The organism is Streptomyces sp. NPDC079167, assembly GCF_040686735.1.
GTDB lineage: Bacteria > Actinomycetota > Actinomycetes > Streptomycetales > Streptomycetaceae > Streptomyces.
In genome coordinates, this window is sequence record NZ_JBFBLO010000003.1 from 196,940 (window position 1) to 218,652 (window position 21,713).

At 69.2% G+C, this 21,713-nt stretch carries 22 protein-coding genes and 1 tRNA gene; 13 read left to right on the forward strand and 10 right to left on the reverse strand.

All coding sequences use genetic code 11. From position 1 onward, the window contains the following. Positions 1–33 precede the first annotated feature (33 nt). From paaA to AB0P41_RS08545, 5 genes are read left to right on the forward strand one after another with little or no spacing between them, the layout of a single operon-like run. Positions 34–1,062: a 1,2-phenylacetyl-CoA epoxidase subunit PaaA gene (paaA, locus tag AB0P41_RS08525; protein WP_365930957.1), complete on the forward strand. Its 1,029-nt coding sequence runs from the start codon at positions 34–36 to the stop codon at positions 1,060–1,062. Beyond that, positions 1,059–1,349 carry a 1,2-phenylacetyl-CoA epoxidase subunit PaaB gene (paaB, locus tag AB0P41_RS08530; protein ID WP_069171673.1) on the forward strand — a complete coding sequence of 97 codons (291 nt, stop codon included), beginning with the start codon at positions 1,059–1,061 and terminating at the stop codon, positions 1,347–1,349. The genes paaA and paaB overlap by 4 nt, the downstream gene beginning before the upstream one ends. Next, positions 1,346–2,047, forward strand: a complete 702-nt coding sequence (gene paaC, locus AB0P41_RS08535; protein WP_365930960.1) for a 1,2-phenylacetyl-CoA epoxidase subunit PaaC — start codon at positions 1,346–1,348, stop codon at positions 2,045–2,047. The genes paaB and paaC overlap by 4 nt, the downstream gene beginning before the upstream one ends. After that, positions 2,044–2,541, forward strand: a complete 498-nt coding sequence (gene paaD, locus AB0P41_RS08540; RefSeq protein ID WP_365931191.1) for a 1,2-phenylacetyl-CoA epoxidase subunit PaaD — start codon at positions 2,044–2,046, stop codon at positions 2,539–2,541. The genes paaC and paaD overlap by 4 nt, the downstream gene beginning before the upstream one ends. Beyond that, positions 2,542–3,603 (forward strand): 2Fe-2S iron-sulfur cluster-binding protein, encoded by a 1,062-nt coding sequence (locus AB0P41_RS08545; RefSeq protein WP_365930962.1) that lies wholly within the window; start codon positions 2,542–2,544, stop codon positions 3,601–3,603. A gap of 273 nt (positions 3,604–3,876) precedes the next feature. On the opposite strand, the gene AB0P41_RS08550 is transcribed toward AB0P41_RS08545, so the two are convergent. The 4 genes from AB0P41_RS08550 to AB0P41_RS08565 form a co-directional block, all read right to left on the reverse strand. Further along, positions 3,877–4,221: a rhodanese-like domain-containing protein gene (locus tag AB0P41_RS08550; RefSeq protein ID WP_356709132.1), complete on the reverse strand. Its 345-nt coding sequence runs from the start codon at positions 4,219–4,221 to the stop codon at positions 3,877–3,879. 45 nt (positions 4,222–4,266) lie between these two features. Then, the gene (locus AB0P41_RS08555) at positions 4,267–5,322 is read right to left on the reverse strand and encodes a J domain-containing protein (protein ID WP_365930964.1); all 1,056 of its coding nucleotides are present in this window, start codon (positions 5,320–5,322) and stop codon (positions 4,267–4,269) included. Between the two features lie 59 nt (positions 5,323–5,381). Continuing rightward, positions 5,382–6,851, reverse strand: a complete 1,470-nt coding sequence (locus AB0P41_RS08560) for a DUF2252 domain-containing protein (protein WP_365930965.1) — start codon at positions 6,849–6,851, stop codon at positions 5,382–5,384. 250 nt (positions 6,852–7,101) lie between these two features. Next, on the reverse strand, positions 7,102–8,175 hold the full coding sequence (locus tag AB0P41_RS08565) for a hypothetical protein (RefSeq protein ID WP_365930967.1): 1,074 nt from the start codon (positions 8,173–8,175) through the stop codon (positions 7,102–7,104). Between the two features lie 81 nt (positions 8,176–8,256). Between AB0P41_RS08565 and AB0P41_RS08570 the strand changes: the two genes are divergently transcribed. Further along, a complete protein-coding gene (locus tag AB0P41_RS08570) occupies positions 8,257–8,709 on the forward strand; it encodes a MarR family winged helix-turn-helix transcriptional regulator (protein WP_356709124.1) in 453 nt (150 codons plus the stop codon). Positions 8,710–8,778: 69 nt separating this feature from the next. Here AB0P41_RS08570 and AB0P41_RS08575 read toward each other — a convergent pair whose 3' ends face one another. Beyond that, the gene (locus tag AB0P41_RS08575) at positions 8,779–9,123 is read right to left on the reverse strand and encodes a helix-turn-helix domain-containing protein (RefSeq protein WP_356709122.1); all 345 of its coding nucleotides are present in this window, start codon (positions 9,121–9,123) and stop codon (positions 8,779–8,781) included. 157 nt (positions 9,124–9,280) lie between these two features. Between AB0P41_RS08575 and AB0P41_RS08580 the strand changes: the two genes are divergently transcribed. After that, the gene (locus AB0P41_RS08580; RefSeq protein WP_356709120.1) at positions 9,281–9,892 is read left to right on the forward strand and encodes an NAD(P)H-dependent oxidoreductase; all 612 of its coding nucleotides are present in this window, start codon (positions 9,281–9,283) and stop codon (positions 9,890–9,892) included. A 245-nt stretch (positions 9,893–10,137) separates the two neighbouring features. On the opposite strand, the gene AB0P41_RS08585 is transcribed toward AB0P41_RS08580, so the two are convergent. After that, positions 10,138–10,220, reverse strand: a tRNA-Leu gene (locus AB0P41_RS08585). A 315-nt stretch (positions 10,221–10,535) separates the two neighbouring features. On the opposite strand from AB0P41_RS08585, the gene AB0P41_RS08590 reads away from it, so the two are divergent. The 6 genes from AB0P41_RS08590 (at position 10,536) to pknB (ending at position 18,567) form a co-directional block, all read left to right on the forward strand. Next, entirely contained in the window at positions 10,536–11,393 is an 858-nt protein-coding gene (locus AB0P41_RS08590) for a DUF3662 and FHA domain-containing protein (RefSeq protein ID WP_365930970.1), read from the forward strand. 10 nt (positions 11,394–11,403) lie between these two features. Continuing rightward, positions 11,404–11,919 (forward strand): FHA domain-containing protein, encoded by a 516-nt coding sequence (locus AB0P41_RS08595; protein WP_104787364.1) that lies wholly within the window; start codon positions 11,404–11,406, stop codon positions 11,917–11,919. A gap of 129 nt (positions 11,920–12,048) precedes the next feature. Further along, on the forward strand, positions 12,049–13,536 hold the full coding sequence (locus AB0P41_RS08600) for a Stp1/IreP family PP2C-type Ser/Thr phosphatase (RefSeq protein ID WP_356709115.1): 1,488 nt from the start codon (positions 12,049–12,051) through the stop codon (positions 13,534–13,536). A 21-nt stretch (positions 13,537–13,557) separates the two neighbouring features. Beyond that, on the forward strand, positions 13,558–14,958 hold the full coding sequence (locus tag AB0P41_RS08605; RefSeq protein ID WP_365930972.1) for an FtsW/RodA/SpoVE family cell cycle protein: 1,401 nt from the start codon (positions 13,558–13,560) through the stop codon (positions 14,956–14,958). After that, positions 14,955–16,409, forward strand: coding sequence for a penicillin-binding transpeptidase domain-containing protein (locus AB0P41_RS08610; protein WP_356709111.1), 1,455 nt, complete (start codon positions 14,955–14,957; stop codon positions 16,407–16,409). The genes AB0P41_RS08605 and AB0P41_RS08610 overlap by 4 nt, the downstream gene beginning before the upstream one ends. A 172-nt stretch (positions 16,410–16,581) precedes the next feature. Then, the gene (pknB, locus tag AB0P41_RS08615; RefSeq protein WP_356709109.1) at positions 16,582–18,567 is read left to right on the forward strand and encodes a Stk1 family PASTA domain-containing Ser/Thr kinase; all 1,986 of its coding nucleotides are present in this window, start codon (positions 16,582–16,584) and stop codon (positions 18,565–18,567) included. A gap of 79 nt (positions 18,568–18,646) precedes the next feature. Here the strand turns inward: pknB and AB0P41_RS08620 are convergent, their stop codons facing one another. From AB0P41_RS08620 to AB0P41_RS08635, 4 genes are read right to left on the reverse strand one after another with little or no spacing between them, the layout of a single operon-like run. Then, positions 18,647–19,375 carry a class E sortase gene (locus tag AB0P41_RS08620; RefSeq protein ID WP_356709107.1) on the reverse strand — a complete coding sequence of 243 codons (729 nt, stop codon included), beginning with the start codon at positions 19,373–19,375 and terminating at the stop codon, positions 18,647–18,649. A 36-nt stretch (positions 19,376–19,411) separates the two neighbouring features. Beyond that, the gene (locus AB0P41_RS08625) at positions 19,412–20,794 is read right to left on the reverse strand and encodes a class E sortase (protein WP_365930974.1); all 1,383 of its coding nucleotides are present in this window, start codon (positions 20,792–20,794) and stop codon (positions 19,412–19,414) included. Beyond that, positions 20,791–21,429 carry an aminodeoxychorismate/anthranilate synthase component II gene (locus AB0P41_RS08630; RefSeq protein ID WP_356709103.1) on the reverse strand — a complete coding sequence of 213 codons (639 nt, stop codon included), beginning with the start codon at positions 21,427–21,429 and terminating at the stop codon, positions 20,791–20,793. The genes AB0P41_RS08625 and AB0P41_RS08630 overlap by 4 nt, the downstream gene beginning before the upstream one ends. Then, on the reverse strand, positions 21,426–21,614 hold the full coding sequence (locus AB0P41_RS08635) for a hypothetical protein (protein WP_099173291.1): 189 nt from the start codon (positions 21,612–21,614) through the stop codon (positions 21,426–21,428). Before AB0P41_RS08635 ends, AB0P41_RS08630 begins: the two co-directional genes overlap by 4 nt. Positions 21,615–21,713 lie beyond the last annotated feature (99 nt).

Here is a 21,713-nt window from a genome sequence, read left to right on the forward strand (position 1 = left end):
TGAACCGAACGATCGGTCGGTAGGGAGCCCGGGATGGCGGTAGTGACTGCGGACCAGACGACGCAGGGAACAGCAGGCGCGGCGGACGAGGCCGACGAGGCCCGTCTGGCGGCTTTCGACGCCGCGGTGGCGGCCGACGACCGGATCGAGCCGCGGGACTGGATGCCCGAGGCGTACCGGGCCTCGCTGATCCGCCAGATGGCCCAGCACGCCCATTCCGAGATCATCGGCATGCAGCCCGAGGCCAACTGGATCACGCGGGCGCCTTCTCTGCGCCGCAAGGCGATCCTGATGGCGAAGGTTCAGGACGAGGCGGGTCACGGCCTCTACCTGTACAGCGCGGCGGAGACGCTGGGGACCAGCCGCCAGGAGATGCTCGACAAGCTGCACGCCGGGCGTCAGCGCTATTCCTCGATCTTCAACTACCCCACGCTGACGTGGGCGGACGTCGGCGCGATCGGCTGGCTGGTGGACGGCGCCGCCATCACCAACCAGGTGCCGCTGTGCCGCTGCTCCTACGGCCCGTACGCCCGCGCGATGGTCCGTGTCTGCAAGGAGGAGTCCTTCCACCAACGCCAGGGATACGAGCTGCTGCTCGCCCTCAGCCGCGGCACCCCCGCACAGCACGAGATGGCCCAGGACGCGGTGAACCGCTGGTGGTGGCCCTCCCTGATGATGTTCGGGCCGCCCGACGACTCCTCGGCCCACTCGGCACAGTCGATGGCCTGGAAGATCAAACGGCACTCCAACGACGAGCTGCGCCGGCGCTTCGTCGACATCTGCGTCCCGCAGGCGGAGGCGCTGGGGCTCACCCTCCCCGACCCCGACATCCGGTGGAACGAGGAGCTGGGCCAGCACGACTACGGCGCGATCGACTGGACCGAGTTCCAAGAGGTCCTCAAGGGCAACGGCCCCTGCAACGAACAACGGCTGACCCAGCGGCGCAAGGCCCACGAGGAGGGCGCCTGGGTCCGCGACGCGGCGGCGGCATACGCAGACAAGCACGCGGCACGGCCCGGCACAGCCGGAGCGGCCGCCCAGCCCGTGGAGGCGACCGCATGAGCAGCTCGACCGACTGGCCTCTGTGGGAGGTGTTCGTGCGCTCCCGGCGAGGGCTGTCCCACACCCACGCGGGCAGTCTGCACGCGCCGGACGCCGAGATGGCCCTGCGCAACGCCCGCGATCTGTACACCCGCCGATCGGAGGGCGTCTCCCTCTGGGTGGTCCCCTCGACGGCGATCACGGCATCGTCACCGGACGAGAAGGACTCGTTCTTCGAACCCGCCGGCGACAAGCCCTACCGCCACCCCACGTTCTACGAGATCCCGGAAGGAGTGAAGCACCTGTGAGCGCGGCTCTCGCCCTCGGCGACGACGCCCTGGTGCTCTCGCACCGGCTGGGGGAGTGGGCGGGCCACGCTCCCGTACTGGAGGAGGAGGTGGCCCTGGCCAACATCGCCCTCGACCTGCTCGGCCAGGCCCGGATTCTGCTCTCGCTCGTGGGGAACGAGGACGAGTTGGCGTACCTCCGTGAGGAGCGAGCCTTCCGCAACGTCCAGCTGGTGGAGCAGCCGAACGGCGACTTCGCCCACACCATCGCCCGCCAGCTCTACTTCTCCGTGTACCAGCACCTGCTGTTCGAAGCGCTGGCCGCCGGCGAGGTCGAGTTCGCGGATCTCGCGGCCAAGGCGGTCAAAGAGGTCGCCTATCACCGGGACCACGCCGAGCAGTGGGTCCTGCGGCTGGGTGACGGCACCGCGGAAAGTCATGAACGGATGCAGCTCGCGCTGGACGCCCTGTGGCGGTTCACGGGTGAGCTGTTCGAGCCGGTCGAAGGACTAGCCGTCGACCATCAGGCCCTGCGCGACGGCTGGCTGGCCGCGGTCACCTCCGTGGTGGAGCGGGCCACCCTGTCTCTGCCGACAGGGCCGCAGTCCGGTGCCTGGGCGGCGGGAGCGGGCCGGCAGGGCCTGCACACGGAGCCCTTCGGGCGGATGCTCGCCGAGATGCAGCATCTGCACCGCAGCCACCCGGGGGCGTCATGGTGACCACCGAGACGCCGCTGGAGGCGGAGCTCCACCGGCTGGCGGGCTCCGTCCCCGACCCCGAGCTGCCGGTCCTCACGCTGGACGAGCTCGGCGTGCTCCGCGGCGTGCGGGCCGACGGGCCGGACAAGGTCACCGTGCGGCTCACCCCGACGTACACCGGCTGCCCGGCCATCGAGGCCATGTCCGCCGACATCGAGCGTGTGCTGCACGACCACGGCGTCGGTGAGGTGTCCGTGGTCACGGTCCTCGCCCCTGCCTGGTCGACCGACGACATCAGCGACGAGGGGCGCCGCAAGCTCGCGGAGTTCGGCATAGCGCCGCCTCGGCCGGGGAGCGGGCCCGGCGGGCCGGTTCCTCTGAGGCTCTCGGTGCGCTGTCCGCACTGCGGTTCCACGGAGACGGAGCTGCTGAGCCGGTTCTCCTCCACGGCCTGCAAGGCACTGCGCCGATGTGTGACGTGCCGCGAACCGTTCGACCACTTCAAGGAGTTGTAGATGTTCCATCCGCTCCGGGTCAGCGCGATCGAACGGATCACGGACGACGCGGTGGCCGTCACCTTCGCCGTGCCGTCCGAACTGCGCGAGACCTTCCGCCATCGCCCCGGCCAGCACCTGAACGTGCGCTACCGCGTCGACGGCGAGGAGATCCGGCGGTCGTACTCGATCTGTGCCCCGGCCGCCGAACAGCCGGGCGACCCCTTGCTGCGGGTGGGCATCCGCATGGTTGACGGAGGCGCGTTCTCGACGTACGCCCTCAAGGAGCTGGCCGTGGGGGACCAGTTGGAGGCGATGGCTCCGATGGGGCGTTTCGTCCTCGATCCGCGCCCCGGCCGCTTCGCCGCGATCGTCGGCGGCAGCGGGATCACCCCGGTGCTGTCGATGGCAGCGACCCTGCTCGCGCGGGAGCCCTCGGCGCGCTTCTGTCTGATCCGTAGCGACCGGACGGCTGCGTCGACGATGTTCCTGGACGAGGTGGCAGACCTCAAGGACCGCTACCCGGACCGCTTCCAGCTGGTGACCGCGCTGTCCCGGGAGGAACAGGCCGCCGGGCTCCCCTCGGGCCGACTGGACCGCGAGCGGCTCACCGGGCTGCTGCCCGCGCTGCTGTCCGTTCCCGATGTGGACGGCTGGTTCCTGTGCGGGCCGCTCGGCCTGGTCCGGGGTGCGGAAGGGGCGCTGCGCGCACTCGGAGCCGACCGGTCACGCATCCACCAGGAGATCTTCCACGTCGCCGACGAGGGGGCGGGCATGCCCACGGCCGCCAGGGTGGCCACACCGTCGGAGAGCAGGCTCACGGCAACACTCGACGGGCGGTCGGGCAGCTGGCCGGTCCAGGACGGCGAATCGCTGCTGGACACAGTGCTGCGAAGCCGCTCGGACGCTCCGTATGCCTGCAAGGGCGGGGTGTGCGGGACCTGCAGGGCCTTCCTGGTCTCGGGCGAGGTGCGGATGGACCGCAATTTCGCCTTGGAACCGGAGGAGACCGGGGCAGGTTTCGTGCTGGCTTGCCAGTCGCACCCCGTCACCCCGGAGGTCGAGCTCGACTTCGACCGCTGAGACCACCCGACCACCCGACCACCCGACCACCCGACCGCCCGACCGCCCGACCGCCCGACCGCCGAGATCATCCAGCCGCTGAGACCGCCCAAGGCCGGCCAAGGCTTCGCCCGACAGGAACCGCCCGCACCGACACAGCCGTACGCGCCATAGCCGTACGCACCACAGCCGGCCCACGACCGCCGTGCGTATGACAGCCGTGCGTGCGCCCGCCGTAGTGCGACCGGCGCATGCGCACCGCCACGTGCGTTGCGGACGGCCCTGCGGAAGCGGTCAGAGTACGAAGGCCGAGCTCCCGTTGTCCGTGACCATCGGGCGCCCGGCGCCGTCCCAGGCGAGCATGCCGCCGTCGATGTTCACGGCGTCGATGCCCTGCTGCACCAGATACTGGGTGACCTGGGCCGACCGGCCTCCTACGCGGCACATCACATGCACACGCCGACCGTCGTCGGCCGCCTCGGTGAGCTCACCGAAGCGGCCCACGAAGTCGCTCATGGGAATGTGCAGCGCACCCTCGACATGCCCGGCCGCCCACTCGTCGTCCTCCCGGACGTCCAGAACGAAGCCGTCCGCCGGAATCGCCGCGACGTCCACCGAGGGCAGTGGAGGGAAATTCATGGGTATGCCTTCTCTCGTACGTACGCGCCAGGGTCATCCGGAACGCTACTGCACCAGCCCTGCCAGCTCGCCCTCACGCTGGGACACCTCCGCCAGAAGCTTCTCGCCGATGTCGTCCAGCAACCGGTCAGGGTCGTCCGGCGCCATCCGCAGCATCGAACCGATCGCGCTCTCCTCCAGCTCCTGCGCCAGAACGGTCAGCAGCTCCTTACGGCGGCTGAGCCACTCCAGCCGTGCGTAGAGCTCCTCGCTCTCGCTGAGCCGCAGCTCCGGCGTCACCGGCCCCGCCGCCCACTCCGCGGCCAGCTCCTTCAGCAAAGCCACGTCGCCGCGCCCGTAGGCCGCGTTGACCCGGGCGATGAACTCGTCCCGCCGTGCCCGCTCCGTCTCGTCCGGTGCCAGGTCCGGGTGTGCCTGACGGGCGAGCTCCCGGTAGAGCTTGCGCGCCTCCTCGCTCGGCCTGACCCGCTTCGGCGGCCGGACGGGCTGGTCTGTGAGCATGGCCGAGGCCTCGGGCGAGAGGCCGTCCGAGTCCATCCAGTCGTGGAAGAGCTCCTCGACACCAGGCATCGGCATGACGATCGCCCGTGCTTCCTGAGCCTTGCGCAGATCCTCCGGATCGCCGCTCTTCGCCGCCCGCGCCTCCGCGATCTGCGCGTCGAGCTCGTCGAGGCGGGCGTACATCGGGCCGAGCTTCTGGTGATGCAGCCGGGAGAAGTTCTCCACCTCGACCCGGAAGGTCTCCACCGCGATCTCGAACTCGATCAGCGCCTGCTCGGCCACCCGCACAGCCTTGGCGAGCCGCTCCTCAGGCCGGGGGGCCGCTCCCTCACCCACCGCGTCACCGCCGGCCTCACCGGCCGCACCGCCTGCCGGATCACCCACCGCGCCGACGAATGCGGGCCCCGCCTCCGCGGCCTCGTCCGGGCCGGCCCGCAGACCGTCCCCCTGCGACGCTTCCTCGGCGTGCCGCGGCACATCCCGCGCGTGCTGCGGCGCGTCCTGCCGGTCCTGGTTCTGCCGGTCCTGGTTCTGCCGGTCCTGGTTCTGCCGGTCTTCGTCGTTCCGGGTGGTCGGCACCCCGGCGGCTTCGTGGGTCACCCGTCCAGCGTATGGCCACGGCCCGCGCTGTGAAGACACACGTCGGCCCCAGGCCCCGCTCAGACGCCGAGCTCAGCGGCTATTCGACCGGCTCGGACAGCCCGGACGAGCTCGGCGTGATCCGCCTCGGTCCGGTCCGCGTACGTCACGGCGAAATCTGCCACCGCCGCGTCCAGCTCGGAGTTCTTCCCGCAGTAACCCGCGAGCAGTCGGGGGTCGGCGCTGTGCGCATGGGCCCGGGCCAGCAGAGCACCTGTCATCCGCCCGTAGTCGTCCACCTGGTCCGCAGCGAGCGCGGCCGGGTCCACACTGCCCTTGCGGTTCCTGAACTGGCGTACCTGATACGGCCGGCCGTCGACCTCGGCCCAGCCGAGCAGTATGTCGCTGACGACCTGCATCCGCTTCTGTCCGAGCACCACCCGGCGCCCCTCGTGCACCACATCGGGCACCTCGAAGCCGATGCTCCGGAGGCAGGGAGCGAGAACGGACGGGCGGGCTTCCTTCACCTGCAGCACCAGCGGTTCGCCACGGTGGTCGAGCAGCAGCACCACATACGACCGGGTTCCCACGCTTCCCGTACCGACCACCCGGAACGCCACGTCGTGGATCGCGTAACGGGCCAGCAGCGGAACCCTGTCCTCGGAGATCGTCCCGACGTAACCCTCCAGCCCCGCCGCCACGGCCGCCGCCTCCGCGTCGGGCACACGGCGCAGCACGGGTGGTGAGTCGACGAAGCGGCGACCGCCGTCCTCGCACTCCTCCGTGGACCTGGCGGCGAAGCGGGCACTCGTGTTGTTCCGCGCCTTGGCGGAGACCCGCTCCAGCGTCCCGAGCAGGTCCCGGGCGTCGGTGTGCGAGACGAGCTCCTCGTCCGCGATGGCGTTCCACGCGTCGAGTGCGGGCAGCCCCGCCAGCAGACGCATGGTGCGGCGGTACGCGCCCACCGTGCCGTACGCACCCTGCCGGCAGGTGTCCTCGTCCGCCCCCGCCTCCCGGCCCGCGAGCACCAGCGAGGTGGCGAGCCGCTTGAGATCCCACTCCCACGGGCCGAACACGGTCTCGTCGAAGTCGTTGAGATCGATGACCAGGTTGCCGCGCGCGTCGCCGTACAGCCCGAAGTTGGCCGCGTGCGCGTCACCGCAGAGCTGGGCGCCCACGCCCGTGACCGGAGTGCCCATGAGGTCGTGCGCCATCAGTCCGGCCGAGCCGCGCAGGAACGCGAACGGTGTCGCGACCATCCGCCCCACCCGTATGGGCACCAGGCCGGGCACCCGGCCCTGATTCGACTCCTCGACCGCCTGGACCGCGTCCGGCCTCCCGGCGGGCAGGTCCAGCGAACTGTGCGCGGACCTGGGCACACCGACCCTCAGCGCCTTGCCGGCCGCCTTCGGGGAAGCCGCCCCGGACGAGGCCGGCCCCGGTCCGGACCGCACCCCTCCGGCCAGGCGCCGGGCGAATCCGGGAACGACCGGGATACGCCCGTCCCCCGACATCCGCTCCGCCGGCACCGTCCGCTCGATTTCACCCATGGTGCGCCGCCTCCCCCGCCTCGTTCAGCCGTCCTGTCCGGCCGAGACATCAACTGCGGACGACGGTACAACCGTCCGTCACAGTCGTCTTCCGCTGTGGACAACCCGGGAGCCGGCCTGTGGACAACCTCCCGCAGAGGCCGGGCCCCGGGCGGGCTCACCGAAGATTCCCGGGCTCCCTGGACGTGGGCACCCCGACTGGCACGGGGCGGCCCCGGCCAGGACCGCGATCCACCCCGGCACCGGGACGTCATACCCCCACGGCCTCTTCCATCTCCTCCTCGACCCCGGCCGCAGCCCGCGCCCGGGCCGCCTGACGCGCCGTCTCGGCCTTCTCGCGACGCCGCCTCGCCTCGGCCAGGCCCGCCAGGCCCAGGACGGCCAGACCGGCGACGAACCACAGAGCCAGTACCAGCAGGTGCCCGCCCAGGGCGTGGCCGCCGAAGTACACGTGGCTGCGCACTCCCTCGACGAATCCCGCTCCGTTCCAGAAGGCGTGCAGGGCACCGAAGAAGCCCGGCTGGACCTCCGGCCGGAAGATGCCTCCGGAACTCGTGAAGTTGAGCATGACGAAGAGCAGCATCACGCCGAGCGTCGTCCACCGCTTGAGGAAGGTGTGCAGCCCTACCCCGATCAGCAGGATCCCCGCCGAATAGAGCCATGCCATCGCCCAGAGCCCGCCGAGGCCGTGGTCCACCAGCCCGAACACCGGCCCCGCGAAAGCGACTCCGATCAGACTCACCGCGAACGAGGTGGCGACGGCCAGCCCGGCCCTGATCCGCAGGGCCAGCACCGCCCCCGCACCGCCGATCACCGCGACCGAGGCGTACGACCCGATACTGACAGCCACCAGCAGGAAGAAGATCCCCTGACCGGTCGGATCACCCTCCGCCGTGGGCGCCACATCCGTCACCTCGAGCGGAGCCCCCTGCTCCGCGGCCACCTCGGTGAAGACCTTCTGGACCACCGTCGCGCTGGTGTCCGACGAGGCCGTGGCCACCATGAGCTCGGGGCTGCCGCCCGGTACGTACGCGCCGTAACTCTGCTGCGTCCTCAGGTGGTTCACCGCGATGTCGCGGTCCGCTACGGTACGCACACTCAACGCACCGTCACCCTTGTCCTGCAAGGTCTGGGCAAGCACCTGCGCGCTTGCTCCCGAGCCGACGACGTCCACCCTCAGGTCGTGCGGCTGCGGGGCGTGAAAGGCCCCCAGGTAGGCAAGCCCCATACCGATGCACATCAGCAGCGGCGTGACGAGATGGCTGAGCACATGACGCAGCGCACCGGCGGTTGAGCCGGAGGCGGAGCTCGGACCTGCGGACATTCGATCACTCCTCCAATGGTTGGCTTTTACAACTATCAGTCTCGTTGTAGCATACAACTAAAATTCGAGAAGGTGATTCACGTGGCAGACGCCCCCCGGGAACGCGAGGAGTCGCTGGACGTCATCCAGCGCGAGCTGACCGCCTTTGCGCGCCGCGCACGCTCGGCCGCGGCACGGCTCCATCCGGATCTGCCGCTGGTCTCGTACACGCTGCTCGCCCACATCGACGACCGGCACGGCTGCCGCGCGACCGATCTGGCGGCGCACTACATGCTGGACAAGTCGACGGTCAGCCGACAGGTGGCGGCGCTGGAGAAGCTCGGCCTGGTCGAGCGCCATCCGGACCCGGACGACCAACGCATCCAGGTGCTGCACCCCACCGACGCCGGCATCCGGGCGCTCGCCTCGACCCAGACCAGTAGGCGCGCCGCCTACAGGCAACGCCTCGGAGCGTGGACGTCGGACGATCTCGAACAGTTCGCGGAGTACCTGCTGCGCTACAACTCGGCGGGCGAGGACGCCGCGCCCCGATAGCCGCCCCGCCACCCCACCCCAGGCCGGCCCGGGGCAGGTCAGCAGCCGATCGGACGGCCCGGGGGCGGGTCAGCAGCTCCCCGGGCCTCCGAGATAGGTGTCGGCCCACCGCCCGAGCTCCTCAAGCGCGGGACCCATCGCGGCACCGGCCTCCGTCAGTCGGTACGCGACCCGCAGCGGCGGCCCTTCGTCGACCTCACGCACCACGAGACCGGCCGCCCCCAGCTCGGACAGCCGGTCCGACAGCATCCGCTCACTGATGCCTGGAATCGCCCGCCGCAGATCCGCGAAGTGCACCGGCTGCTGCATCAGCACCGAGACGATCGGGCCCGTCCAGCGCTTCCCGAACAGCTCGAAGACGCGCGTGATGCTCCCGTCCACCTGCCGACAGGTCTGCTCGCTGTGATCCGCCATGCCTCCAGAGTACTGCGCCGGAGTTGGCGACTTATGAAAAGTAAGTGGCTATGCTATTACTAGCCACGTACTGAAAAGTCAGATCGCTCACCTGCCACGACCGCCATCCCCCACGGCCCGCGCCGATCCGCTTCATCCGACCCCTACGGAGATCCCCATGGCCACGCTTCTGCACCTCGACTCCGCCGTTTTTCCCCAGGGCTCCACGTCCCGTGAGGTCACCGCCGCCTTCGTCACGGCTTGGCGCGAGCAGCACCCCGACGGAGAGGTCGTCCACCGCGATCTCGCCGCCGACCCCCTGCCCCACCTCGACGCCTCGGCCGTAGCCGCCGGTGCCGAGGACCCGCTGCGCGGGGAACTGGCAGCCGAACTGGCCGCTGCGGACGCCGTACTCATCGGCGCGCCGATGTACAACTTCTCCATCCCGTCCACGCTCAAGGCGTGGCTCGACCAAGTGATCATCGTGGGTCACAACGCAGGTCCCGAGGGCCCTGTCGCCGGCACGCCCATCACCGTTGTGGCCAGCCGAGGCGGCTCGTACGCCCCCGGCACGCCGCGCGCGGAGTTCGAGTTCGTCCAGAACTACCTGGAGAAGGTGCTGACGGGCATGCTGGGGGCCGAAGTCGATTTCATCGTCCCGGAGTTGACGCTGGCCCACTCGAAGCCCGAGATGGCCGGGCTCATCCCCCTCGCCGACGCTTCCCGCGCCCAGGCGTTCCAAGACGCCGCAGAGAAGGCCAAGGCTCTCGCAGCCCGCCTCGCCGCCTGAGTCGACCCTGCCGGGCGGGCCCGCACGAAAGGCCGCTTTGGTGCGGATCCGACGTTTCACGTGAAACAGAAGCCGCCTCCGGCCCTGCTCCCGCGAGGGATGCGGGCTTCATCACAGCCCGCTCAGGCACGCCCGGCTCGACGCACGCACCAAAGAATCCACACAACGAAGAACCCCCGCGCCGGATCTCTCCGGTGCGGGGGCTCTGTCGAACCAACCCGACGGTCGCAAGCGACTGCCTGTTGTGCGCGAGGGGGGATTTGAACCCCCACGTCCCTAAGGACACTGGCACCTGAAGCCAGCGCGTCTGCCGTTCCGCCACTCGCGCATGAGTGGTGCTTTCAGACTCCCTCACCCAGTGGTGTGAGCGCCTGGCGACAAACGGAAGATTAGCACGCTGGACAGGGTGGATTCACATCCGTTGTTTCGCCGGACCCACGGGGGGAACCGGGAACGCGGAAAGCCTGGCCCCACTCCTCCTGAGTGCACCCGGAGTGCGGGACACTGTCAGGAGGGCACCTCTACGATCCGTGTGAGAGGTGACACTCATCCACTGTGCAGACAAGGGGAACCAGCCGATTTCCCCACGCGTGGATACGATCAGTAAGCAGTACAGGGATGACGACACCGGAGGAGGTGCCCCATGGGAGTCATGAAGCGTTTCGAGCAGCGTCTCGAAGGTCTGGTCAATGGCACCTTCGCCAAGGTCTTCAAGTCCGAGGTGCAGCCGGTCGAGATCGCGGGAGCCCTTCAGCGCGAGTGCGACAACAACGCGTCGATCTGGAACCGCGAGCGGACCGTCGTACCCAACGACTTCATCGTCGAGCTCAGCACCCCGGACTACGAGCGTCTCAGCCCGTACTCCGGCCAGCTGGGGGACGAGCTGTCCGGCCTCGTACGTGACTACGCCAAGCAGCAGCGGTACACCTTCATGGGACCGATCAAGGTCCACCTGGAGAAGGCGGACGACCTCGACACGGGTCTCTACCGCGTACGCAGCCGGACCCTCGCGTCGAGTTCGTCACAGCAGGGCCAGGGCGGCCCCGCTCCCTACGCCCAGCCGAACCGCCCCGCCGCCCCTCAGGGGCAGGGCGGCTACGGCTACCCGCCGGCTTCCGCCCCTCCCATGCCCGCGGCCCCGCCGCCGGGCGCGGGACGCCCAGGAGGCCCTTCCAGCGACTGGCGCCCGCCGGCCGCGTCCAGCCCCATGCCGGACGCCCAGGTGCGGCGCTGGATCGAGATCAACGGCACCCGCCATCAGATCTCCCGCCCGACGTTGGTGATGGGACGAAGCACCGACGCCGACGTGCGGATCGACGACCCCGGCGTATCGCGCCGGCACTGTGAGATCCGGACCGGAACGCCCTCGACGATCCAGGATCTCGGGTCTACCAACGGCATCGTGGTAGACGGGCAGCACACCACCCGCGCTACGCTCCGCGACGGCTCGCGGATCGTCGTGGGCAGCACCACCATCGTTTACCGGCAAGCCGAAGGGTGAAGCGGGGGCAATGTCAGAGCTGACCCTGACGGTCATGCGGCTAGGTTTCCTGGCTGTTCTGTGGCTATTCGTAATCGTGGCCGTCCAGGTCATTCGCAGCGACCTGTTCGGTACGCGTGTCACGCAGCGCGGCTCACGCCGCACTGCCGCTGACGCCCGTCCCCAGCAGGGACGCCAACAGCAAGCAGCGCCTCCTCAGCAGCGCCAGCAGTCCGGGCGCCAGCGCCGCGGGGCACCCACCAAGCTGGTCGTCTCCGAGGGCACGCTCACCGGCACCACCGTCGCGCTCCAGGGCCAGACCATCACCCTGGGCCGGGCGCACGATTCAACAATCGTGCTGGATGACGACTACGCGTCCAGCAGGCATGCCAGGATCTACCCGGACCGTGACGGCCAGTGGATCGTCGAGGATCTCGGGTCCACCAACGGCACCTATCTCGACCGGACCCGGCTCACCACCCCGACACCTGTTCCGCTGGGCGCGCCGATCCGCATCGGCAAGACCGTCATCGAGCTGCGGAAGTAGTACGACAATGAGCGAGCGGAGCGAGCGAGCCGCCGCGGTCCTCACGACGGACCCGGCCCGGCTCCCGACCGGAGGGTGGGCAGTGTGGCTCGAGACCGGCTGTACCCCGAACCGACGGGCGAGGTGCGCATGAGCTTGTCCCTGCGCTTCGCCGCCGGATCGCACAAGGGCATGATCCGGGAAGGCAACGAGGACTCCGGCTACGCCGGCCCCCGCCTTCTCGCCATCGCCGACGGCATGGGCGGCCAGGCGGCCGGAGAGGTCGCCAGCTCCGAGGTGATCTCCACGCTCGTGCAGCTCGACGACGACGTCCCGGGCTCCGACATCCTCACCTCGCTCGGCACCGCGGTCCAGCGGGCCAACGACCAGTTGCGCGTCATGGTCGAGGAGGACCCCCAGCTGGAGGGCATGGGCACGACGCTCACGGCCCTGCTCTGGACCGGTCAGCGTCTCGGCCTCGTCCACGTCGGCGACTCCCGCGCCTACCTCCTGCGTGACGGCGTCCTGACGCAGATCACCCAGGACCACACCTGGGTGCAGCGTCTCGTCGACGAGGGCAGGATCACCGAGGAAGAGGCCACCACCCACCCGCAGCGCTCCCTGCTGATGCGGGCACTGGGCAGCGGCGACCATGTGGAGCCCGATCTCTCCGTCCGGGAGGTCCGCGCCGGTGACCGCTATCTGATCTGCTCGGACGGCCTCTCCGGCGTCGTCTCCCACCAGACGATGGAAGAGACCCTGGCCAGCTACCAGGGCCCTCAGGAGACCATCCAGGACCTCATCCAGCTCGCCCTGCGCGGCGGCGGTCCCGACAACATCACCTGCATCGTCGCCGACGTCCTGGACGTCGAAAGCAACGACACCCTGGCCGGGCAGCTCAACGACACCCCGGTCATCGTCGGCGCCGTCGCGGAGAACCAGGCCGCCCAGGCGAACGACGGCCGCGCCATGGAGACCCCGGCAGGCCGTGCGGCCGGCCTCGGCCGCCCCGTGCCGCCGCCGGCCGGAGGCTTCGGCCCCCCCGGCAGCGGCGACGACGTGGGTTACGGCTCCGGCCCGGACGGCGCCTTCAACTCGTACACCGACGACGACTTCGTCAAGCCGCGCGGTGGCCGCAGGTGGCTGAAGCGGTCGTTCTACATCGTGCTCGCGCTGGCCGTCATCGGCGGTGGCGTCTACGGCGGGTACCGCTGGACCCAGACGCAGTTCTACGTGGGCACGAAGGACGACAACGTCGCGCTGTACCGCGGAATCAGCCAGGACCTCGCCTGGGTGTCCCTCTCGAAGGTCGAGGAGGACACCGAGATCGAACTCAAGTACCTCCCGCCGTACTGGCGCAAGCGGGTCGAGGCGACGATCTCCCAGGGCAACCTCACCGAGGCACGCAAGAAGCTCAGCGAACTCGACGCACAGGCCTCCGCCTGCAAGAAGGACGCGCAGCGCCGCGCAGCCGAGGCGGACACCAATGCCGCGAAGGACAAGGGCGAGACCGGCAACGCCTCCGACAGCACGTCAGCCACGTCTCCCGCCAAGGGGACCAAGACCGCGACTCCCACTCCCGGCCCCAGCCTCTCGGAGGAAGAGAAGAAGCTGGCCCTGCAGTGCGGTAAGCAGTAAGCCGTAGGGGGCCTTCAGCACATGAGCGTTGTCACCAACACGACCACCATCGGCGCGATCGACGCACCGAGCCGCCGTAACACCGAACTGGCGCTGGTCGCCTTCGCCGTCCTGATCTCGGTCTTCGCGTACGCCAACGTGGGCCTCGCCCTCAACGGCGAGCTGCCCGCCGGCATGCTCGGCTACGGGCTGGGGCTCGCACTGCTCGGCGGTGTGGCACACATCGCCGTACGGAGATTCGCTCCGTACGCCGACCCGCTGCTGCTGCCGCTGGCGACGTTGCTGAACGGGCTGGGCCTGGCTTTCATCTGGCGTCTGGACCAGTCTGAACGCTTCCAGGCGCTCAAGACCTTCGCTCCTGCCGCCTCCAAGCAGCTGATCTTCTCCGCTGTCGGTGTTGCCCTGATGGTGGGCGTTCTCATCGCCCTCAAGGACCACCGCATCCTGCAGCGCTACACCTACATTTCCATGGTGGTGGCGCTGATCCTGCTGATCCTGCCGATGTTTTTTCCCGCCGTTAACGGCGCGAAGATCTGGATCAACATTCCGGGGGTGGGCACGATCCAGCCGGGAGAGTTCGCCAAGATCGTCATCGCGGTGTTCTTCGCCGGTTACCTCATGGTCAAGCGCGACGCGCTGGCCCTGGCCAGCCGCCGCTTCATGGGGCTGTACCTGCCCCGTGGCCGCGACCTGGGCCCGATCCTCATGGTCTGGGCGTTCTCGATCCTCATCCTGGTCTTCGAGACGGACCTGGGTTCGTCGCTGCTCTTCTTCGGCATGTTCGTCGTCATGCTGTACGTCGCTACCGAGCGCACAAGCTGGATCGTGTTCGGTCTGCTGATGTCCGCAGCCGGCGCCGTCGGTGTAGCCACCTTCGAGCCGCACGTACAGGACCGCGTCACCGCGTGGCTCGACCCGTTCGCGGGCTGGGGCGAGATTCCCGCCAGCGAGCAGATGGCCAAGTCCCTCATGGCGTTCGGCTCCGGCGGCACGCTCGGGACCGGCCTCGGCCAGGGCAACTCCGACCTGATCGGCTTCGCCGCCAACTCCGACTTCATCCTTGCCACCGTCGGTGAGGAGCTCGGCCTCGCCGGCATGATGGCAGTCCTGCTCGTCTACGGCCTGATCGTTGAGCGTGGTGTCCGCACCGCCCTCGCCGCCCGCGACCCCTTCGGCAAGCTTCTCGCCATCGGCCTCTCCGGTTCCTTCGCCATCCAGGTCTTCGTCGTCGCCGGCGGTGTCATGGGGCTCATCCCGCTGACCGGTATGACCATGCCGTTCCTCGCACAGGGTGGCTCGTCCGTCATCGCGAACTGGGCGCTCATCGGGATCCTGATCAGAATCAGCGATACGGCCCGACGTCCCGCCCCGGCCCCCGCGCCGTCCCCGGATGCCGAGATGACCCAGGTGGTCCGACCGTGAACAAGCCGCTCCGCAGGATCGCGATCTTCTGCGGCATCCTCGTCCTGGCCCTGCTGATCCGCACGAACTACCTCCAGTACGTCCGTGCCGACGAGCTCAACGCGAACGAGCACAACCGTCGCGTCCAGATCGAGCGCTACGCCCACGAGCGCGGCAACATCATCGTCGACGGGGAGCCCGTCACGGGCTCGGTCGAGACCACGGACAGCGACTTCAAGTACAAGCGGGTCTGGAAGAACGGCCCCATGTGGGCGCCCGTCACCGGCTACTCCTCGCAGGCCTTCGACTCCTCGCAGCTGGAGAGCATCGAGGACGGCATCCTCACCGGCAACAGCGACGACCTGTTCTTCGACCGCACCCTGTCGATGTTCACCGGCGAGAAGAAGACCGGCGGCAACATCGTCACCACCCTCAACGGCGCCGCCCAGAAGGCCGCCTTCGAGGGGCTCGGCGACAAGAAGGGCGCCGTCGCCGCACTCGATCCGCAGACCGGCGCCGTACTGGCGCTGGCCAGCACTCCCTCGTACGACCCCTCGGTCTTCGCGGGCAACTCCATGAAGGACTCGGACGCCCGGCAGAAGCTCCTCGAGGACGAGGACAAGCCGATGCTGAACCGGGCCCTGCGGGAGACCTACCCGCCCGGCTCGACGTTCAAGGTCGTCACAGCCGCCGCGGCGCTGGAGAACGGCCTCTACACCGACATCGACGCCAAGACCGACTCCCCGCTGCCCTGGCGGCTCCCGCAGTCGACCAACCTCCTGCAGAACGAGGGGAACATCCCCTGCAAGGACGCCTCGCTCCGGGTGGCGCTGCGCTACTCCTGCAACACCGTCTTCGGCAAGATGAGCGACGACCTCGGCAACGAGAAGATGATCGAGCAGGCCGACAAGTTCGGCTTCAACGAAGAGGTCTTCACGCCGGTCCGCGCCGACGCCAGCGTCTACCCGAAGGACAACCGGCCGCAGAACGCCATGGCGGGCATCGGCCAGGCGTCCAACCGCGCGACCCCGCTCCAGATGGCCATGGTGGCGTCCGCGATCGCCAACGACGGCAAGCTCATGAAGCCGTACATGGTCGCCCAGCGCCAGGCGCCCAACCTGGACGTCATCTACACGCACGAGAAGGAGCAGCTCAGCGAGCCGCTCTCGGGTGAGAACGCCCAGAAGGTGCAGCAGATGATGGAGAGCGTGGTCGAGGACGGCACGGGTACCAACGCTCAGATCGACGGCGTCACCGTCGGCGGCAAGACGGGTACCGCACAGCACGGCCTCAACAACAGCGAGAAGCCGTACGCCTGGTTCATCTCGTACGCCAGGACCGACAGCGGCTCCCCGGTCGCCGTCGCCGTGGTGGTCGAGGACGGCAATGCCAACCGGGACGACATCTCCGGCGGCGGACTGGCGGCTCCGATCGCCAAGAACGTGATGAAGGCGGTACTCGACGGAAAGTAGTGACACCCGTCACAACTTCTGTTCACACCAGCACATTGGGATACCGGTCGGATATCAGCTGACGGGTGCGGGCCGATCACGCCGGGAGTGCCCGGTAGCGTATGCCCGGAACAGCGCACCGCCGGACCACACACGGGTGCGGTCGGGACTGACGGAGAGGGCTGGATCAGTTATGGAAGAGCCGCGTCGCCTCGGCGGCCGGTACGAGCTGGGCTCGGTGCTCGGCCGTGGTGGCATGGCCGAGGTCTACCTCGCGCACGACACCCGGCTCGGCCGCACCGTCGCTGTGAAGACGCTGCGGGCCGACCTCGCCCGCGATCCGTCCTTCCAGGCACGGTTCCGCCGTGAGGCCCAGTCGGCCGCCTCGCTCAACCACCCCGCGATCGTCGCCGTCTACGACACCGGCGAGGACTACGTCGACGGTGTCTCCATCCCGTACATCGTGATGGAGTACGTCGACGGATCGACGCTCAGAGAGCTCCTGCACTCCGGCCGCAAGCTGCTGCCGGAGCGGACCCTGGAGATGACGGTCGGGATCCTCCAGGCCCTGGAGTACTCGCACCGCGCCCAGATCGTCCACCGTGACATCAAGCCGGCGAACGTCATGCTGACGCGCACCGGCCAGGTCAAGGTCATGGACTTCGGTATCGCCCGTGCCATGGGCGACTCCGGCATGACGATGACCCAGACCGCCGCGGTCATCGGCACCGCCCAGTACCTCTCCCCGGAGCAGGCCAAGGGCGAGCAGGTCGACGCACGCTCCGACCTGTACTCCACCGGCTGCCTGCTCTACGAGCTGCTCGCGGTCCGGCCGCCGTTCGTCGGGGACTCGCCGGTCGCGGTCGCGTACCAGCACGTCCGTGAGGAACCGCAGCCTCCGAGCAACTTCGACCCCGAGATCACGCCCGAGATGGACGCCATCGTCCTGAAGGCTCTGACCAAGGACCCCGACTACCGCTACCAGTCGGCCGACGAGATGCGGGCCGACATCGAGGCCTGCCTCGACGGCCAGCCGGTCGCGGCCGCGGCGGCCATGGGAGCGGCGGGTTACGGCGGGTACGACGGCTACAACAACGACCAGCCCACCACCGCCCTGCGGGCCGCGGACCAGGGTGGCGCCCAGACGTCCATGCTGCCCCCGGTCAATCCGGACGACGGCGGTTACGGCTACGACGACCGCCCGGACCGCCGGCGCCAGAAGAAGAGCAACACCTCGACGATCCTCCTGGTCGTCGCCGGCATCCTGGTACTCATCGGTGCGATCCTCATCGGCCGTTACGTCTTCAGCTCCACCGACAGCGGCGGCGGCAAGGTCGACGTGCCGAACCTGGTCGGTTCCACGATGGAACAGGCCCAGGGACGCGCGGAGAACGCCGAGGTCAAACTGGCGGTCGGTTCCAAGGAGCCCTGCGCGAACCAGGAGAAGGGCAAGATCTGCAGCCAGGTCCCGTCCCCGAGCGAGAAGATGGAGACGGGCGAGACCGTGACGGTCGTCGTCTCCACCGGCGCCCCCAAGGTCGAGGTCCCGGACGTCCTGGAGAAGTCCGAGGACAGTGCCCGCAAGGCGCTGGAGGACAAGGGCTTCACGGTGAACGTCGAGACCGCCGAGTCCGAGAAGACCCTGAACTCGGTCATCTCCCAGGACCCCGAGGGCGGTTCGAAGGTCGAGAAGGACACCGAGGTCACGATCACCGTGGCCAAGGAGGCCACGGTCCCGATGCCCGACGTGCGCACCCGCTCGTACGACGCGGCCGTGGCACAGCTGAACGGCCTCGGCTTCGGGAATGTGTCGAAGCAGGAGGTCGACTCGGAGGAGGCCGCCGGGACGGTCATCGAGCAGACCCCCACGGGTCCGAGCGAGCAGGCCAAGGACGTCCAGATCGTCCTGAAGGTCTCCAAGGGCCCTGCTCAGCCCGAGCAGCCCGAGCAGGTCACCATCCCGGGTGACCTCCTCGGGCAGCGGTTCCAGCAGGCGAAGGCCACGCTCGAAGGAATGGGCCTCGTGGTCGCACTCGCGCCCAACTCGTCCGACAAGCCGAACGCCATGGTGATGCAGGCCAACCCCGGACCCAACTCCCAGGTCCCCAAGGGGCAGACGGTCACTCTCACCACCATCGGCGGCGACATCATCGGCGGCCGGTCCGGCTCGCGCGACTGACCCGCGTAGCGCCGTACACCACACGCACAGGGCCCCGGTCACCTCAACGGTGACCGGGGCCCTGTGCGTTCGTCCGTGACTACCGCAGCTCCACCGGCTTCGTGCGGTCCCTGTCCACCTTCTCGGTCCGCACCAGCTCACCCCAGACGATGTAGCGGTACTTCGAGGTGTAGACCGGGGTGCACGTGGTCAGCGTGATGTAGCGGCCGGCCTTCTTCACGCCCGACTCCTTGGGCACCGGGGCGATCGCGTCGACGTTGAACTTCGACGTCTGCGGCAGCTCCGCGAAGACCTTGTAGACGTACCAGGTGTCCTTGGTCTCGAAGACGACCGCGTCACCCTTCTTCACCTTGTCGATGTTGTGGAACTTGGCGCCGTGCCCGTCCCGGTGCGCGGCGAGCGAGAAGTTGCCCTGCGCGTCCGAGGGGAGCGCCGACTTCACGGGCTCCGTGTAGTAGCCGGCGATGCCGTTGTTGAGCGTCTCGGTGTCGGTGCCCTTCTTGACCAGCACCTCGCCGTTCTTCATGGCGGGGACGTGCAGGAAGCCGATGCCGTCCCTGGTGTCCAGCTCCCCCGGGCCGCCCGCCCAGCGGTCACGGACGGTGTTGCCCTGCTTGTCCGCCTCACGGTCGGCCAGCACATTGGTCCACCACAGCGAGTAGACGACGAACAGGCCCAGCACCAGCCCGGCGGTGATCAGCAGTTCACCGAAAAGACTCACCGCCGTCGCGACGGGACGGCGTTTCCTGCTGCGGACCGGGGCCGCCGGCTCATCGGTGCGCTCTTCGTGCTCGGTCCTCGCTGCCACCGCACCCGTCCCTGTCGTGATGTCGTCCAGCTCGCGTCAGCCGACGAGCGCGTCGGGCTTCCCCTTGCTGCGCGGCCGTTCCTCGACCATTTTGCCCCACACGATCATTCGGTACGTACTCGTGAACTCCGGGGTGCACGTCGTCAGCGTGATGTACCTGCCCGGGCCGGTGAAGCCGGAGCCCTGGGGCACTTCGTCGATCACGGCCACATTGGACGGCGACGTCTGCGGAAGGATGCTGGTCATCTCGTACGTGTAGTAGGCGTCCTGCGTCTCCACCACGATCGCGTCGCCCTGCTTCAGCTTGTTGATGTAGCGGAAGGGCTCGCCGTGGGTGTTGCGGTGACCGGCCACCGCGAAGTTCCCCTGCTCGTCCGAAGGCATCGCGGTCTTCAGCTTGCCCTCGGCGTAGTGACCGATCATGCCGCGGTCGAGGACCTTCTCCTTGTCGATGCCCTCCGCGATCGGGGAGACCACGTCCAGCTTGGGGATGTGCATGATGGCGAACCCCTGGCCGGGCTCGAAAACCCCCGGGCTGCGCTCGCCGTTGGCCCAGTCGTCCTGGATCTTGTTCGTCTCCCGGCCGGCGATCTGGTCGGCACGGACGTTGGTCCACCACAGCTGGTACGTGACGAACAGAAGCATCAGCACGCCGAAGGTGATGAACACTTCGCCGACGACCCTGCTGGCGACGACGGCGGGGCTGTCCTTCGCGGCGCGGGCCGCGCGACGGGCCTCCAGCCGTGACATCGGGACCGCGGGCTCCGCCGCCTCGGGCACCGCCGCACGCCGGGGTTCGCCCCGTCGTCGTCCGTGCCCCTTGGCCGCCCGGCGGCGCTCGGCCCGGCCGCCTGTCGGCAGCGGTTCGGGAGCGGGCTCGGAGGTGTCGGATCCGTCCGGCTCCGACGCTCTCCGCGTATCGGCGGCCCGCAGCGCCATGGTCTCGTCGGGCAGGGCCGGACCGACGTCGTCGACGGGCATCCGCGGGCCCGGACGGACGCCGGCGAAAGCCTCCGCCGGGCCCGGGTCAGCTGCTGCCGGGACCGGGGGAGGCGTCCCCTGACCGGGTATCACCGCTGTGCCCTGGACGGTCGGTGCCGCAGGGGCTGTTTCCGGCCCCTGGTGCCCGTACCAGTCCCTCCGGTATCCCTCCGGGTCGTACCACTCGCCCGGGGTCTCCGCGGGCGCCTGGGGCCCCGTCCGGGGCGTCTGCCGCGGCCCGCCGTCCTGTGGGCCCTCCGCCCGGAACCAGGGCGAGGTGTGCTGCCCCGCCGGCGGATCCGTGGGGCGCTGCCCCGGCAGCGGATCGTTCAGCGGGTCCGCGAGCTGCTCCACCGCCGCTTCGAACGTGCCGTCGGGCTCGTACGCACCCTGCGAGTACGGGCCTTCCTGCCCGGCGGAGGGGCGGAGTGAGGTCACGCGGCGGCCTTGCCCACCACCGGGGCGAGCCCCGCCGATCTCGCGACCGCGCCCTCGTCACCACACCGCTCCAGCCAGTTGGCGAGCATCAGGTGACCGTGCTCCGTGAGCACCGACTCGGGGTGGAACTGCACTCCCTCCACCGCCTGTTCGCGGTGGCGCAGTCCCATGATGATGCCGTCGGCGGTGCGAGCGGTGACTTCCAGCACGGACGGGACCGTCGCCGGCTCGGCGGCGAGCGAGTGGTAACGCGTCGCCGTGAACGGGGACGGCAGACCGGCGAACACGCCCTTGCCCTCGTGCAGCACGGGGGAGGTCTTGCCGTGCAGCAGCTCCGGCGCGCGGTCCACCACACCGCCGTACGCGACGGCCATCGACTGCATGCCCAGGCAGACGCCGAAGACCGGCACCCCGCTCCGCGCGCAGTGGTGGACCATCTCGATGCAGACCCCCGCCTGCTCAGGTGTTCCCGGGCCGGGCGACAGCAGGACCCCGTCGAAGCCGTCCTCGGCGTGCGCCGTGGTCACCTCGTCGTTGCGCACCACTTCGCACTCGGCACCGAGCTGGTAGAGGTACTGGACGATGTTGAAGACGAAGCTGTCGTAGTTGTCGACGACGAGAATGCGTGCGCTCACTGGCCGGACCCCGCTCCGCTGGTTCCTTCGCCGTCCACCGTCACATCACCGAACGGGAGCAGGGGCTCCGCCCAGGGGAAGACGTACTGGAAGAGCGCGTAGACAACGGCCAGGACGAGCACGAGCGAGATGAAGCCCCGCACCCATGCGTTGCCCGGCAGGTGCCGCCAGATCCAGCCGTACATGCTGTTGCCTCCATTCGGTACGGCACCAGACTAAACGGCCGGGGCACAGGCGTGGGTCAGCTGTGGAAAGCCGCTCGTGCGGACGTACGTCACAGTGGA